13 protein-coding genes are annotated in these 13,667 nt (G+C 64.2%); 7 read left to right on the top strand and 6 right to left on the bottom strand.

All coding sequences use genetic code 11. The annotated features are described in order from the left end of the window. The first annotated feature begins 123 nt into the window (after positions 1-123). Positions 124-429: a hypothetical protein gene (locus V8V93_RS13945; protein WP_338667199.1), complete on the top strand. Its 306-nt coding sequence runs from the start codon at positions 124-126 to the stop codon at positions 427-429. Here V8V93_RS13945 and V8V93_RS13940 read toward each other — a convergent pair. The 4 genes from V8V93_RS13940 to V8V93_RS13925 all read right to left on the bottom strand — a co-directional run bounded on the left by V8V93_RS13940 (position 426) and on the right by V8V93_RS13925 (position 5,647). Then, complete coding sequence (locus tag V8V93_RS13940; RefSeq protein WP_338667197.1) at positions 426-2,972, bottom strand: TIGR03960 family B12-binding radical SAM protein; 2,547 nt, start codon at positions 2,970-2,972, stop codon at positions 426-428. The two genes, V8V93_RS13945 and V8V93_RS13940, sit on opposite strands and share 4 nt — an antisense overlap. Positions 2,973-3,060: 88 nt before the next feature. After that, positions 3,061-3,402: a hypothetical protein gene (locus tag V8V93_RS13935; RefSeq protein WP_338667196.1), complete on the bottom strand. Its 342-nt coding sequence runs from the start codon at positions 3,400-3,402 to the stop codon at positions 3,061-3,063. A 356-nt stretch (positions 3,403-3,758) separates the two neighbouring features. After that, positions 3,759-5,333: a cation acetate symporter gene (locus V8V93_RS13930; protein WP_338667195.1), complete on the bottom strand. Its 1,575-nt coding sequence runs from the start codon at positions 5,331-5,333 to the stop codon at positions 3,759-3,761. 2 nt (positions 5,334-5,335) lie between these two features. Further along, entirely contained in the window at positions 5,336-5,647 is a 312-nt protein-coding gene (locus V8V93_RS13925) for a hypothetical protein (protein WP_338667194.1), read from the bottom strand. Positions 5,648-5,840: 193 nt separating this feature from the next. Between V8V93_RS13925 and V8V93_RS13920 the strand changes: the two genes are divergently transcribed. The 5 genes from V8V93_RS13920 to V8V93_RS13900 all read left to right on the top strand — a co-directional run bounded on the left by V8V93_RS13920 (position 5,841) and on the right by V8V93_RS13900 (position 10,810). Next, positions 5,841-6,899 carry a putative nucleotidyltransferase substrate binding domain-containing protein gene (locus V8V93_RS13920; protein ID WP_338667192.1) on the top strand — a complete coding sequence of 353 codons (1,059 nt, stop codon included), beginning with the start codon at positions 5,841-5,843 and terminating at the stop codon, positions 6,897-6,899. 79 nt (positions 6,900-6,978) lie between these two features. Continuing rightward, complete coding sequence (locus V8V93_RS13915; RefSeq protein ID WP_338667191.1) at positions 6,979-8,529, top strand: glycosyltransferase family 9 protein; 1,551 nt, start codon at positions 6,979-6,981, stop codon at positions 8,527-8,529. A 78-nt stretch (positions 8,530-8,607) separates the two neighbouring features. After that, positions 8,608-9,210 carry a hypothetical protein gene (locus V8V93_RS13910; protein ID WP_338667190.1) on the top strand — a complete coding sequence of 201 codons (603 nt, stop codon included), beginning with the start codon at positions 8,608-8,610 and terminating at the stop codon, positions 9,208-9,210. Between the two features lie 2 nt (positions 9,211-9,212). Continuing rightward, complete coding sequence (locus V8V93_RS13905; protein ID WP_338667189.1) at positions 9,213-9,569, top strand: hypothetical protein; 357 nt, start codon at positions 9,213-9,215, stop codon at positions 9,567-9,569. Between the two features lie 179 nt (positions 9,570-9,748). Beyond that, positions 9,749-10,810 (top strand): glycosyltransferase, encoded by a 1,062-nt coding sequence (locus tag V8V93_RS13900; RefSeq protein WP_338667188.1) that lies wholly within the window; start codon positions 9,749-9,751, stop codon positions 10,808-10,810. A gap of 15 nt (positions 10,811-10,825) precedes the next feature. Here the strand turns inward: V8V93_RS13900 and V8V93_RS13895 are convergent, their stop codons facing one another. Both V8V93_RS13895 and mltC read right to left on the bottom strand, forming a co-directional pair. After that, positions 10,826-11,758, bottom strand: a complete 933-nt coding sequence (locus V8V93_RS13895) for a hypothetical protein (RefSeq protein WP_338667187.1) — start codon at positions 11,756-11,758, stop codon at positions 10,826-10,828. A gap of 12 nt (positions 11,759-11,770) precedes the next feature. Next, the gene (gene mltC / locus V8V93_RS13890; RefSeq protein ID WP_338667186.1) at positions 11,771-12,928 is read right to left on the bottom strand and encodes a membrane-bound lytic murein transglycosylase MltC; all 1,158 of its coding nucleotides are present in this window, start codon (positions 12,926-12,928) and stop codon (positions 11,771-11,773) included. Positions 12,929-13,048: 120 nt separating this feature from the next. Here mltC and V8V93_RS13885 point away from each other — a divergent pair, with 120 nt between their 5' ends. Continuing rightward, on the top strand, positions 13,049-13,357 hold the full coding sequence (locus tag V8V93_RS13885; protein ID WP_338667185.1) for an Hpt domain-containing protein: 309 nt from the start codon (positions 13,049-13,051) through the stop codon (positions 13,355-13,357). The last annotated feature ends 310 nt before the right edge of the window (positions 13,358-13,667 follow it).

Raw genomic sequence — 13,667 nt, 5'->3', positions numbered from 1 at the left:
AGGCGAATCTTGTTCAAAAAAATTGCCCTTTTTGCCCTATGCCCGCTTTTTATTCTGCTTTTCAGCGGATGCTCCGGCACATCTTCAGTCAATGGGGGGCTGTCGCCTGTTGAAACAATTGTTTTGGATGAGGACTACAGCACCGCCCTGCGGGTGGAAAAGAACGCGGTTTTCGCCCTGGACGTGCTTCGGCCCGCGGCAAAGGGCTACCATATCACCGGGGCGGCCTTCGACCCGGTGATGCTGCGCATGGAACGGTATCTGGAATATGACGATGACGGCGAGCCCAGGGCGCGCTACCTGTTCACCGCCCTGCAGGAGGGTGTGACGGACGTGCTCGTCAGGATGGCCCCCGAGGGCGGAGGCGATACGACCACCTACCGGCAGGTCACCGTGACCATCGCCTCCGGCGGCGGCTGGTTCGGCTAAGCATCCCCGCCGGGTTCCGGCTCGAAACGCTGTTCGGTCTTGGTCAGGTTGAAGTCGAGCAGCCCGGCGTCCTCCATGATCGCGGTGCACAGGGCCAGCGGGCTCATATACTGCTCCCGCCAATCCAGGACCAGCGTCAAGCCGTCGTCGGTCTCGATGGCCTCGCGGATCATGGGCCGCAGGTCCACCTGCCTGAGTTTGCCCTTCTTGGTCTTTTTTTCGATGAAATGGCTCTCTGACGCCATGAACGCCCGCCACTGCGCCCGGCGGCGCTCGGCGTCGCGGGCAAAGCGCAGTTCATAGATCTCTTCCACGGCTTGGGCCTGCTTGCGGCCCATGGACAACCGTTCGGCCCTGAGAGGGGTGAGCCCCTTGGGCATGTTCCTGCCGAGCCGTTCGACGACCTCGTCCGGCCCGAAGTCCTCGCGCAGGAAGACGTTGATCCACTCACTCAGGCTCTCCACGCCCACAGGCAACGCCTTGCCGAAGGACAGCCTCGGCATGGGGTGGAATCCGGCGGAAAAGGCCATGGGCAGCCGGGCCCGGCGGAAGGCGCGTTCGAACACCGCCTGCAGCTCCAGCTGGCTGAGGAAGGCGGCCGGACCGGTCTTTTCAAACCACACTCGGTAGTGGGCCGCCTTGCCGGTCAGGTCCGGCTTCTCCACGGTGTAGGGTGGCTGTTCGCCCTCCTGGTCGCGCTGCGGGAAGACCAGCCTGGGCCGAATGTCCTTGTCTTCGGCCTGCCCTTTCAGTGTTGAAGTACGGCCGTCGAACTGGCAGACGCCGCAGTTGCGGCACGCCCCGTAGCGGCAGTCGTCGGTGATCTTTCCGGCCAGGGCGCGTTCGCGCTCCTTGAGCAGGAACCGTTTGGTCAGACCGCTTGACAGGTGGTCCCAGGGGAGCGGCCCCTCCGGGTTGCGTCGGCCGGTGTATTCGTCCCAGTCGAGCCCGGCCTCGTCCATGGCCTCCCGGTACGGCGCAAGGCGCAGGTGATCCTTCCAACTGGAAAAAAGCGCGCCCTTGGCGTAGGCCCGTTCGACGACCTCGGCCAGGCGGCGGTCGCCGCGCGAGAAGACCCCTTCCAGCGAGGTCATCTCGGGCTCGTGGTATTTGATGGAAATGCGCTTGTGCGGCCGGAAGATGGCTCGCAGGTGGTCGATGCGCCGGTAGATCTCGTCCAGCGGAATCTGCGGCTCCCACTGGAATGGGGTGTGCGGCTTGGGCACGAAGGGCGAGACCGCGGCCGTGACCTGCAAGCGCTTGATGTGCCGGCCGGCCGCGTCGCGGACCTTGAGGCAGAGGTCCAGAATGGCGTCCAGGTCCTCGTCCGTTTCGGTGGGCAGGCCGATCATGAAATAGAGTTTCACGCCCTGCCAGCCGTTCTCGAAGAGCAGCCGGACATGCTCGATGAGCCCGGCCTCGTCCACGCCCTTGTTGATCACGTCCCGCAGCCGCTGGCTGCCCGCTTCGGGGGCGATGGTCGCGCCCGTGCGCCGGATGGACGAGATGCGCTCCATGATCGGCGCGGACAGGGAACCGACCCGCAGGGACGGCAGGGAGATGGAAATCTGTTCGGCCGCGCACTGGTCGAAGCTGCGGGTGAAGAGCGAGTCCAGGCCGGAAAAGTCGCCGGTGGACAGCGACAGCATGGAGGTCTCCTCGTACCCGGTCTCGGCCAGGCCGTTGGTCAGGATGGAACCCAGGCCGTCGAGTGAGCGTTCGCGCACCGGGCGGTAGATCATGCCCGCCTGGCAGAACCGGCAGCCGCGCGTGCAGCCACGGGCGATCTCCATGGTCAGCCTGTCGTGGATGGCCCCGAAGGGGATGACCTGGCCCTTGGGAAACGGCGCGCGGTCGAGATCGTCCACCACGGCCTTTTCCACGATCTCATAGCCGTCCTTGAGGGCCTTCAGCGGTTTGCCCGGCCCCTCGTCCTCAAAGAACGACGGGACGTACAGCCCGGGGATTTCGGTCAGGGACTCCAGCAGTTCCCGTTTGGACAGCCCGCCGTCCTTGGCCCGCTCCACGGCGGCCAGGAGTTCCACCATGGCTTCTTCGCCGTCGCCGATAACCATGGCGTCGAAGAACGGGGCCACGGGCTCGGCGTTGAAGGCCGCGCCGCCGCCCGCCACGATGAGCGGCAGGGATGCCTCCCGGTCCGCGCTGCGCAACGGGATGCCCGCCAGGTCAAGCATGTACAGGATGTTCGTGTAGCACAGCTCGTGGGTCAGGCTGAACCCGACGACGTCCATGTCCGCCAGGGGCGTGTCGGACTCCAGGGTGGCCAGGGGAACATCGTGCTCGCGCAGGATGTTGCCGGCCTCCTCGTCGGGCGTAAAGACCCGCTCGGCCCAGAAATTCGGGTGCGCGTTCAGGGCTTCGGACAATATTTTCTGGCCGAGATAGGACATGCCCACCTCGTACATGTCGGGGAAGGCCAGGGCGCACCGCACGGTGACGGTGGACGGGTCCTTGAACACGGCGCCCCATTCGCTGCCGATGTAGCGCGAGGGACGGGGGAGAATGGGCAGCAGTTCTTTCATGATCTCGAATGGTTCGGGGGACGGGAAAAAACGGGGTTGGCTCGCATGAGCCAGCCCCGTCCGAAGTAGCAGGTTTCGCGTGGAACGGCTAGCCGAGATCCAGGCCGCCGCCTGCGCCGCCGCCCATGCCGCCGCCCATGCCGGACAGGTCGAGCCCGCCGCTGGACAGAGAGATGTTGGTCTTGGCTTCGATGTATTTGGTCTTCAGCTCTTCCGGGCAGTTCTTGTATTCGAACAGCACGTGGCTCTGGGCGATCTTGCCCTGCATTTCCTGGTCAAAGGGGTATCCGTAGGGCAGCAGGACCATCTGGGTGCCCTGCTGGGTGGGCATGGCCTGCAGGATGGCGGGTTCCTCGATGTCGCTGCCGACGTAGTTGCCGACAACCATCTCGCCGCTGACCAGTTTGACCAGCCTAATATCATAACTCATGGTGCTCTCCTTGAAAGTTGTGGTGCGTCCTTAAGTAGGTATCCCCCTCGGTCGTGTCAAGAAAAGCCGTGAGGACACCTCCGGCGGCCGGGGGAAGGGGAGGGAAGGCGTGCCTTGGACCGTGATTGGTGCGGATGTGGTTATGCGGGAGAAAAGAGGCACGGCAGATCGCGTCCGCACGGCCCCCGCGAAGCGGCGACAAAAAGTTCTGGAGATTCTTAAGAACCTCTTTCAAGAGGTTCTTAAGCCGTCGGAGACGCCCGGCCGGCGAGGCCCCGCCGGAGGCATCCCCGATAATGCTGGGCGGCGCCGAGAGTCACGGCGCCGCCCTTTATGGGGAGAGGGGTGTGTGGGTGTTACGCTTGTTCGGGGCCGTGGAGCAGGGCCATGACTTCCATGGTGTCGTGGGGCAGGGCCGTTTCGCCCTTGGCGGCGTATTCCATCTTGGACACCGTGTAGATGGCGATGAAGGAGAGAATCATCACGAATCCGCCGGGATTGTTATACTGCAGGAAGTGCGGCAGCATGCCCTTACCCAGGATCATGAAGAACGAGCCGACGATGCCGGTGACCAGCCCGGCGCAGGCGCCGCCCTTGGTCATCTTGGGCCACCACACGCCCATGACCAGGACCGGGAAGAAAGTGGACGCGGCGATGGCGAAGGCCAGGCCCACGAGGATGGCGATCTGCATCGATTCGGCCCAGAAGCCCAGCGGGATGCCGAGCAGCCCCACGGCGATGGAGGCCACGCGGGCGACCTTGACGCGGGAGCGTTCGGGCATGTTCGGGTTGAAGACGTTGACCACCAGGTCGTGGCCGATGGCCCCGGCCGAGGCGATGATCAGCCCGGCCACGGTGGACAGGATGGCGGCGAAGGCCCCGGCCACCACGATGCCGAGCAGGATCTGCCCGCCGAAGTAGGAGCCCGCCACGGGCACGGCCAGGTTCTTGCCGTTGTCGGCCAGCCACTGCATCAGGTGCGGGGAGACGCCCAGGGATTCTCCCTGCAGGAAGACGTAGCGGATGACGTGACCCACGTAGGGGCTCAGGATGTAGAACATGCCGATGAGGAAGAGCACGTAGATGACGGTCCTGCGCGCGGCCTTGCCGTCCGGGGCGGTGTAGAAGCGCACCAGGATGTGCGGCAGCCCGGCGGTGCCGAACATGAGCGCGAGCAGCAGGGACAGGGTGTCCTTGAGGCTAGTCAGCCAGTAGGCCGGGCTGGTGTAGGCGGCCCCGTCGAACTCCTTGCCCGTGATGGGCGTGCTGCCCTTGAATTCGGACAGGAACTTGACCACGTCGGTGTAGGTCAGCCCCTTGAGCATGAAGGGAATGAAGGCCAGCAGGAACATGGCGCCGAACAGGATCCAGAACTGGACCAACTGGTTGACGGTGGTGGCCTTCATGCCGCCCACGGTGACGTAGAAGGTGATGATGCAGGCGATGATGATGATGGACGTGGAATAATCGAGGTTGAGCAGCAGCCCCATGACTTTGCCCGCGCCGAGCATCTGCGGGGCCATGTAGAAGAGGGAGATGAAGAGCACGCCGATCACGCCGAGGACGCGCGCCGTCTTGGAGTGGAAGCGTTCCGAGACGAAGTCGGGCACGGTGTAGCGTCCGAACTTGCGCAGGGGGCTGGCCAGGAAGAGCAGCAGGGCGATGTAGCCCACGAAGAACCCCAGGGCGTAGATGATGCCGTCGAAGCCGAACAGGAAGGCCACGCCGGCCACGCCGAGGAACGAGGCGGCGGACAGGTAGTCCGAGGAGATGGCCGAGGCGTTGATGAAGGAGTTGACCTTGCGTCCGGCCAGATAATAGTCGGCGGAGGTTTTCTGGCTGCGGAACATGAAGGTGGTGACCACGGTAAAGGTCAGCATGGCCCCGATGAGCAGCAGGGCCGTGACCGGTATCTGATATCCGAGTTCCATGTTTACGCTCCTTCCCGGGCATCCATGGCGTCCATGGGCTCCGGGTTTTCGCCGGTTTCGGCGGTTTCAGCGATTTCATCCTCTATCTCGTTGGCCTTGCCCACGTACCAGATGAAAAGTCCCCAAGTGATCGGGTAGATGGCGATGGCCACCAGCCAGTAGTGCAGGGGGAATCCCAGGATGCTGGTCCCGGCTACCCATGCCCCTGCCAGGTAGACGAGCAGGAAGATGCCGATGACAAAGGCGAAATAGGGAATGCCCACGCCGAGCGCGATGCTGAGCTGCCGTTTGCGAATCCTTTCGATGTTGTCCATTTTTTACCCCCAGTACGGTTGAAAGTTTGCCGTTGAAGCCCTTTTACAGTAGGGAAATCAAAGGGAGCATCCGTTTTCAGGTAAGCGGTCGAAGCCGGGCGGTCGCGGGTTTGGACCTTGACGCCTCGGCGGCGAACGGGCGGTTTCCCCCGGTCAACGGTTGGACTTTCGGCCACGGAACGTGGAGTTGGGCATGGACTTGAACGGCGAACGGCCCGTGAACGGTATGACAGGCGTCCCGGACGGCCTTTTGGACGAATTGCGGGTCATGGCCCGCGAGGGCAAGCTGGCGGGCATCCGTCGCACCCGGCTCGACCTGGTCCAGGAGTGGCTCGACCAGGGGGCGTCCGCCGAGCGGGCGTGCAAGCGGCTGACCCGGTTCAACCGCGACGTGGTCACCGCCGTGCTCGAAGCCCATGCCGTGGAGTATCCGTGGCTCTCGCAGTGCACATTCATGGAGTTCGGGTCCGGCGGCCGCGAAGAGATGGTTCCGGGGTCGGACCAGGACAACGGGCTGCTTATCCCGGTCAAGGTGGACGAGGATGAGGTGGACGACTGCACCCAGTCCATCGTCATCGCCCTGGACGGCGCGGGGCTCTCCCTGTGCGAGGGCGGGGTCATGGTCAGCAACGCGGAGTGGCGCGGGGATTTCGACACGTGGCTGGCCCGGCTGACCGGCTGGCTGTCCAACCCCGCGGAAAAGGGGCCGTGGCAGTCCGGGCTGATCCTCGACTTCCAGGCCGTGTTCGGGGCCGGGGACGAGGTCCGGCGCATGCGCGAGCGGTTGTGGGAGTATGTGCGCACCAAGCCTATCGCCCTGTCCCTGTTGGTCCGGGAGCTGACCGACTACCGGCTGCCCCTGACCCTGTTCGGGGCGTTCGTCACCGAGCGCGAGGGGGTGTGGCATGGATTTTTGAACATCAAGAAATCGGTCCTGGCCCATCTGACCAACAGCGCGCGCATCCTGGCGCTTAAATATGGGGTGCATCCGCACAACACCTGCGACCGCCTCCGCGCCTTGGGCGAGGCCGGGCACGTCTCCGAGCACCACGCCCGATCCCTGCTCGACGGCTGGGAATATCTGCAGCGCAAGCGACTGGACATTGGCCTGGAATGCGACCGCACCGGGCTGCCGCCCCACAACTACGTCAATCCGGCGGCCCTGGACCAGGGCGAGCGGCTCCGGCTCAAGGCGGCCATCCACGCGGTGGAAAAGCTCGTCCGGTTGGTCCAGGCCGGTTCCGGCCTCTGATTCGGCTTCCTTTTTGCAATGATCCTGCGGTCCGGCGGTTTTCCGACGGCGTATTTTTCCATATATAAGGATTTGGTTCGTGAACGTCCTGATCATCAATCTGACCCGCTTCGGCGACCTCATACAGACTCAACCCGTGATCGCCGGTTTCAAGAGCCGGGGGCATCGGGTGGGGCTGGTCTGCCTGTCCAACTTCGCTTCCGCGGTCGGTCTGCTCAGGGGCGTGGACCGGGTCTTTGCCTTTCCCGGCGCGGGACTGCTCTCCGGCCTGGACAGGGACTGGCGGCTGGCCGTGCGCGACCTGAGCGGATTCCGGCAGGCCGTGTTCGACGATTTCTTGCCCGATGAGATCGTGAACCTGACCCCTTCGGTCTCCTCCCGGCTCCTGGCCTACGGGCTGACCCCGGAGGGCGGGAGGGCCGTGGGCTTCACCGTGGACGAATTCGGCTTCAATGCGGACACCTCCACCTGGGCCGCGTTCCTGCAATTGGCCGGGGCCAACCGGGGGGCCAGCCCGTTCAATATCTGCGATCTCTTCCGCAAGGCCGCCGGGCTGGGCCGCGAGGGCAACGGACCGGCCCTGGCCGCTCCGGACGAGGCGGCCTTGGCGCGCGCCGACGAATTGTTGGCCGCACAGGGCGGTGCGGGGAAGGGCTTCGCGGCTTTACAGCTTGGGGCCAGCGAGGAGCGCCGCCGTTGGCCTGTGGCCTATTTCCGCGAGACCGCCCGCAAGCTCTTTGCGCGCGACGGCCTGGTGCCGGTCCTGCTCGGGACCGGGAGCGAGGCCGGGCTGGGCGCGCGATTCGCCGAGGGCGCGGATTTTCCGTTCATCGACTGCATCGGGAAGACCTCTCTGACCGAACTTGCCGCCGTACTCAGCCGCTGCCGGGTGCTGCTGACCAACGACACCGGGACCATGCACCTGGCCGCGGGCCTGAACGTGCCCCTGTGCGCGGTCTTCCTGGCCACGGCCCAGCCGTGGGACACCGGGCCGTACCGCGCGGGCAACATCTGCCTGGAGCCGGACATGGACTGCCACCCGTGCGCCTTCGGCAACAACTGCCCCCATGACGAGGCCTGCCGCCGGGCCGTGACCCCGGAGGCCCTGTATGCCTGCGCCGTCGCCCTGTTGCGGGGCGTTGATCCCGAAGTTGTGCCCGGCCCGCGCATCTGGCGGACCAGGACCGGGGCGGACGGATTCATGGAGCTTCAGTCCCTGTCCGGGCATGACGGCTCGGACCGGGCCGTGTGGATCGCGTTGCAGCGAGCGCACTTCGCCGCCTTCCTGGACGGCGGCATCGGCGCGGCGCCCACCGGTCTGGGCGCGCGGCTGGGCCCGGCCATGCGGGAGGAATTGTCCAAAACTTTGACGAGCGCGCGGGACATGCTCTTCCTGCTCTCCCAGCAGGGCGCGCTTCTGCGCGTGAACCCCCGGCCCCAGGCCAAGGCCAAGTTTCTGGCCTCCTGGCAGCGTGTGCAGAATATCTTGTCTTCAAACAATTATTTGAATATATTAGCATTGTTGTGGATGTTCGAAAGCCAGCGTCAGGGCGAAGACCTCGCCTCGCTGCTGTCCGTGGCCGAGCGTTATCTGGGCCTCCTGACCGCGTTGTCGGATGACCTGGCCTGATCGGCATGAATCTTGAATTATCCGGATTGCACCGGAAAATTCGGCAAATTTTATCTACTCACGGAGGAGAAGGTCAGCATGATCATCATCGATGGAAAACAATATGATATCGGGGCCCAGAATTTTGAAAACCTGGAGCAGGTCTTTACCAAGGTTGTCGAGGACGGCCACCTGGAGGACCGCATCGTGACCGACGTCATGATCAACCAGGAGCCGTTCACCGAGATCTACCCCCACCAGGCCGAGGATATAGACATGTCCGAGGTCGAGTCCGTGGAGATCGTGACCATGGCCACCGAGGACATGGCCGTGGAGATCACCCTGGAGCTCTACAAGGTCGTCAACCTTATGAGCGAGGGCGGCAAGCGTGTGGCGGCCCTGTTCCGCCAGGCCGATGACGCCGAGGCCCTGGAGACCTACCAGGACCTTATCGACGTGATCCGCAACTTCCTGAACATGATCGGCATCCTGCGCGACGAATACTCCCTCAAGGACCACCAGTCCTATCTGGAGAGCGCCGAGGAGCTGAACACCATGTTCACCGAGATGAGCGCCGTACTCGAGAACGAGGACTGGATTCTTTTGGCCGACCTGCTTGAATATGAATTCCTGCCTGCGGTGGAAAGATGGAAAAAAGTTATCAAATCCCTGCGGGACGACATCCGCAAGGTGAAGAAATAGACATGGCCCGGCGCAGCCGCATGCTCGACGAGGCCATCACCATTGGCCGTCGGGAACTCGATTTCCTGGTGGCCGGGGATGTGTACGAGGCCGAACGGCTGGCCCAATCCCGCGAGCGGATTCTCGACGAGGCCGTGAACGGCCTGTCCCCGGACAGCCTCAAACTGCTGGCCGACAAGCTCGTGGAGATGAAATCCCTGCACGACGAGATCACCGGTGAAGCCCGGAAGCTCAAGCAGTCCCTGAAGCAGGACCTGACCAGCATGAAGCGCCAGAACCGACGCATCGCCGGCTACAGCTACGGGGCGGGAAACATGCCCCGGCTGGCCAAGGAGCGGTTTATCAACAAGAAGGGCTGATCTTCTCCGAAAGACGACAGCAAAGCCCCGGCCGTACAGCCGGGGTTTTTTTGTGCCGTCGGACCGCTTTCGGACGAACCATTTGACTCCGCAGCGGATTTGGGCGATGGCACTGTTGGCCTTTTTGCGGCCGCCGGAGCCCTGGGCCCCGTTAGATAGGACGGACAACGGACACCCGCATGCACATCGCCTTCGTCAATTCCACCCGCAAATGGGGCGGGGTCAAGACCTGGACCATGGATTACGCCGTGGAGCTCATGGCCCGCGGACACCGGGTCAGCGCCCATGTCCGGCAGGACGTGTTCCGCGAACGGCTGCTGGAAGCGGGGGCGGACGCCCGCCGGGCGGGGTTCGGTTTCGACTTCAATCCCGTGTCCATCCTCCGCCTCATGGCGGCATTCCGGAAGGACCGGCCCGACGTGGTCGTGTGCAACATCAAGAAAGACATGAATATCGGCGGCATGGCCGCAAAGCTGTTGGGCATACCCGTGATCCAGCGGGTGGGCATGCCGCGCGACATGGAGGACGACCGGGGCGTGGCCTTCCTGCTCAAGACCATCCGGCCGTGGGTGCTCTGTCCGAGCCACAGCGTGGCCGAGGGCATTCGGCGCTACATGCCGTATTTTCCCGAGACGCGCATCAAGGTCATCCACAATGCCAAGCGCCCGGTCGAGCGCATCACCCCGGTCCGGCCCGGTCCGCTCAGGCTGGTTTCCACCAGCCAGGTGAACCTGGACAAGGGGCACGAGGTCGTCCTGGAGGCCCTGGAAAGCTTTCCGGCCGGTTCCTTCCGTTACGACATCGTCGGCACGGGCAACCACATGGAGACCCTGCGGGAGCGGCATCGGGCTATGGCCGAGCGGGGCGACCTGATCTGGCACGGCTTTTCCACGGACGTGGCCGGGCATCTGGCCGAGTCCGACGTGTTCCTGCTCCCGTCCTACAGTGAGGGCATGCCCAACGCCCTGCTCGAAGCCATGGCCGCCGGGCTCATCCCCGTGGCCCGCGACATCGGCGGCGTGCGCGAGATATGGCCCGACTCCCTGGCCGGGCTGATGCTGCCCGGCGAGAGCGGCGCCGAGGCCGTCCGGGACATTCTGGGCGAGCTGCTGGGCATGGACCGGGCGCGTCTCGACGAACTCAAGGAGGCGAGCCTGACGGCCTGCCGGACCTCCTTCAGCCTGCCGAAGAAGATCGACGAGTTCGAGCGCTGGGTGCGCGACGAGGTCGTCGGCGGCTGACCCGTCTTTCCCCGTCTACAGATTGATCCAGTGGAGGCGGCCGGAGTTCCGGTCCGTGCTGGCCGTGGCCGTGAATTCGATGCCCATGCGGGTGAAACCGGGGCGGCCCTCTTCGAGCGTGCGCACTTCGCCCGCGTACCAGTACGGTTTGAAGGTCTTTTCCCGAAAATTGAACATGAACAGGTTGATGACCACCGGCGTGGATACGTTGCAGCTCTCGGGAATGAGCCGGTTGAGCACGGACAGGCCGAGCCCGCCGCCCGAGATATTGATGACCGCGTTGGCGCTCTGGTCCGGGCCGTCCGAGGCGAACGAGTTGACCCCGATCTGCGGGGCCGCGTCCTGGAAGGCCAGCTCCGAGGTCCTGGGCGAGGCGGTCCACAGCTTGACCCGGATGAACTGCTGGTCGGCGACGCGCTTGCGCTGGTGCTTGCGGCGCGGGATGAGCGCGTAGTCGTTGGGCCCGGCCAGGACCAGCCGGTCGGTCTTGCGCCCGTCGCGGTCCGACTCCACCAGGGTGGCCGTGAAGGAATTGACCCGGCCGTTGCGCGTCTTCATGGGCGCGAACACGCAGACCAGCTCGTTGCCGGGCCGGGTGCGGATGACGTCCAGCCGTTCGATGATCTCGCATTGGATTTTGTTGGATTTCGCGGCGGTGATCACGCAACGAACGACCACGGACTCGTCGTCAGGCCCGGCCAGCACGTCCACCACCACACCCTTCTGTTGCAGGACGCGCGGGATGCCGATGCGCGTGGACCGGGAGTTGTGCTGCCTGGGGCGGCGGCGCAACAGCCTGAGTCCGACGAGGAGCAGGACGAGCGCCGCCAGCCCGAGCAGGACGGCGCCCGCCGTCCTGAGTTGCTCCGGGGAGACCCCGGGGAAGAGGAGGGCGGTGAGGCGGTCGAATTGGGCCCAGGCGGACGAGATCAGTTCCTGCAGGTTCATTGCGCGCGGTGACTAGAAGTTGACGAACTGCTTCTTGGCTTCAAGAACCTTGCCAAGATAACGCCGGGTTTCGGCAAAGGGGAGTCCCTTGCGCAACGTGTCATAGACCTCGGCGGGCGGCATGGTGTTGATCTTCCGGGCCGCGCGGTCCCTGTCGTTGTCGAATGTCTTGAGCACGCCGCCCGCGCCGCCGTTGTATCCGGCGATGACGCAGTACTCCCTGGAAACCGGGTTCTTGATGGCGCGCAGGAACCGGGAGTCGAGCAGGTGCAGGTAGGCCGTCCCGTAAGCGATGTTGGCCGGCGGCTCGAACAGGTCCTTGCGCGAGGGTTGCCCCGTCTTGCCGTGCAGGAACCTGTACACGTCGCTGCCCGCCGTGGACGGCACCACCTGCATCAGCCCCACGGCCGAGGCGGCGCTGACCGCGAACGGGTTGAAGTCCGACTCCACCTTCATGATGGCGTAGACCAGGTTTCGGCTGATCTCGAACCGTTCGGCCGTCGCCTGGACCAGCTCGCGGTACTTGGCCGCGCGCACGTTGAGGTGGTCCTTGACCATCTCGAAGGTCACGGAGCGCGCGGTCTTGCCTCGGACCGTGCGGGTCTTGAGATCGTTGGTCAGGAGATGGTCAGCGTACCGCCCGGCGCGCCACTCCCAGCGGATGTCGTGGCCGTCCGCGTCCTTGACCTCGCCGAGCAGGAACGGCGTATCCCCGAGCTTGACGGTCTTGGCCGAATAGAGGTCCACGGCGCGCGGGTCGCCGGGGGTGAGCAGGGTGGTCACGATGGCGTTGCGCAGGCTCTTCAGCGGTTCCTTTTCGGCCACGGTCTCGACCGTGATCATCCCGGTGTCGAAGTCCACGCTGGCCCGAGAGAGGTAGTTGTCCGTGTATTTGACGTACTGCTTGGGCGCGGGCATGCGCGCATCGTCCTTGCCCCATACCCCGGTCACGGCCTTGGCAAATGCTTCCAGAATTTTCTTGAAGTTTTTCAGGTCATTGCCGATGGCCGCCGGGTTGGTTGCGTAGCCGATGGCCTTGTCCCGGGCCAGGGCCTCGGCCGCGGCCGCCGGATTGCCGGTGGCCGCCGCACGGGCGATGCGCACGGCGTCGTACCGAGAACAGGAGCCCATCAGACAGGCCAGCATCAGGAGAATGATGGTTCGTGTCATATCTTTGTAATGAATATTTTGTTTGACAGCATGTTATCGATCCTTAATGTCCGCCTGAATCATACGTTCTAATTTTCACATGTTCAACCAAGTGCACTGGCCTGCACCAAGGATATACCCATGCCCGAATACCCGGAGGTCGAGCGGATACCGTCCGATCTGGAAGAATTGCTTGATCGTTTTTTTGCCGTTTCCCGACAGGACCTCGACCGGATGCGCAATGCCTTGCACGTACGGGATTTTGAGACCCTGGTCCGCCTGGGCCATACGGCGCGCGGCACCGGTAGCGGGTACGGGTTCAAGGGCATGGGCCGGATCGGCCACGAGATCGAACTGGCCGCCCTGAATCGCGACCCCGAAGCCCTGGAGCAGCACGTGGACTCCCTGGCCCGCTATCTCGACACCGTCCGGGTCGAATTGGACGGATAGAAGAATACACGCCTCCTCGCCGGAGCGACCCCCGGTTACGAATGCCTGCCGCAGGGCCGTGCGTCTACGCTCGGCCCTGTTTCATTCAGGCCATCATTCCACCTCGGCATCGCGAGGTAAAGGGGCTGGAACCTATATTACGCCCCACACTCGTAAAGCGTACAAAAAATTGTGGAAGGGGGAGGGGGGGAGTCCGGGGGAGCGGCAGCTACTTGGTGAGTCTTCAAGCCTTGGAGATGGCAACAGCAGCGATAGGGGAGAGGGACAACCCTTCCCAAAGGGTTGTCCCTCTCCCCTTCTCCGGCCGCCG

Origin of the sequence: Pseudodesulfovibrio sp. 5S69 (assembly GCF_037094465.1) — a bacterium.
GTDB classification, from domain to species: domain Bacteria; phylum Desulfobacterota; class Desulfovibrionia; order Desulfovibrionales; family Desulfovibrionaceae; genus Pseudodesulfovibrio; species Pseudodesulfovibrio methanolicus.
Note: the sequence above shows the minus strand (reverse complement) of the source record. Positions and strands in the feature narration are given on the sequence as shown.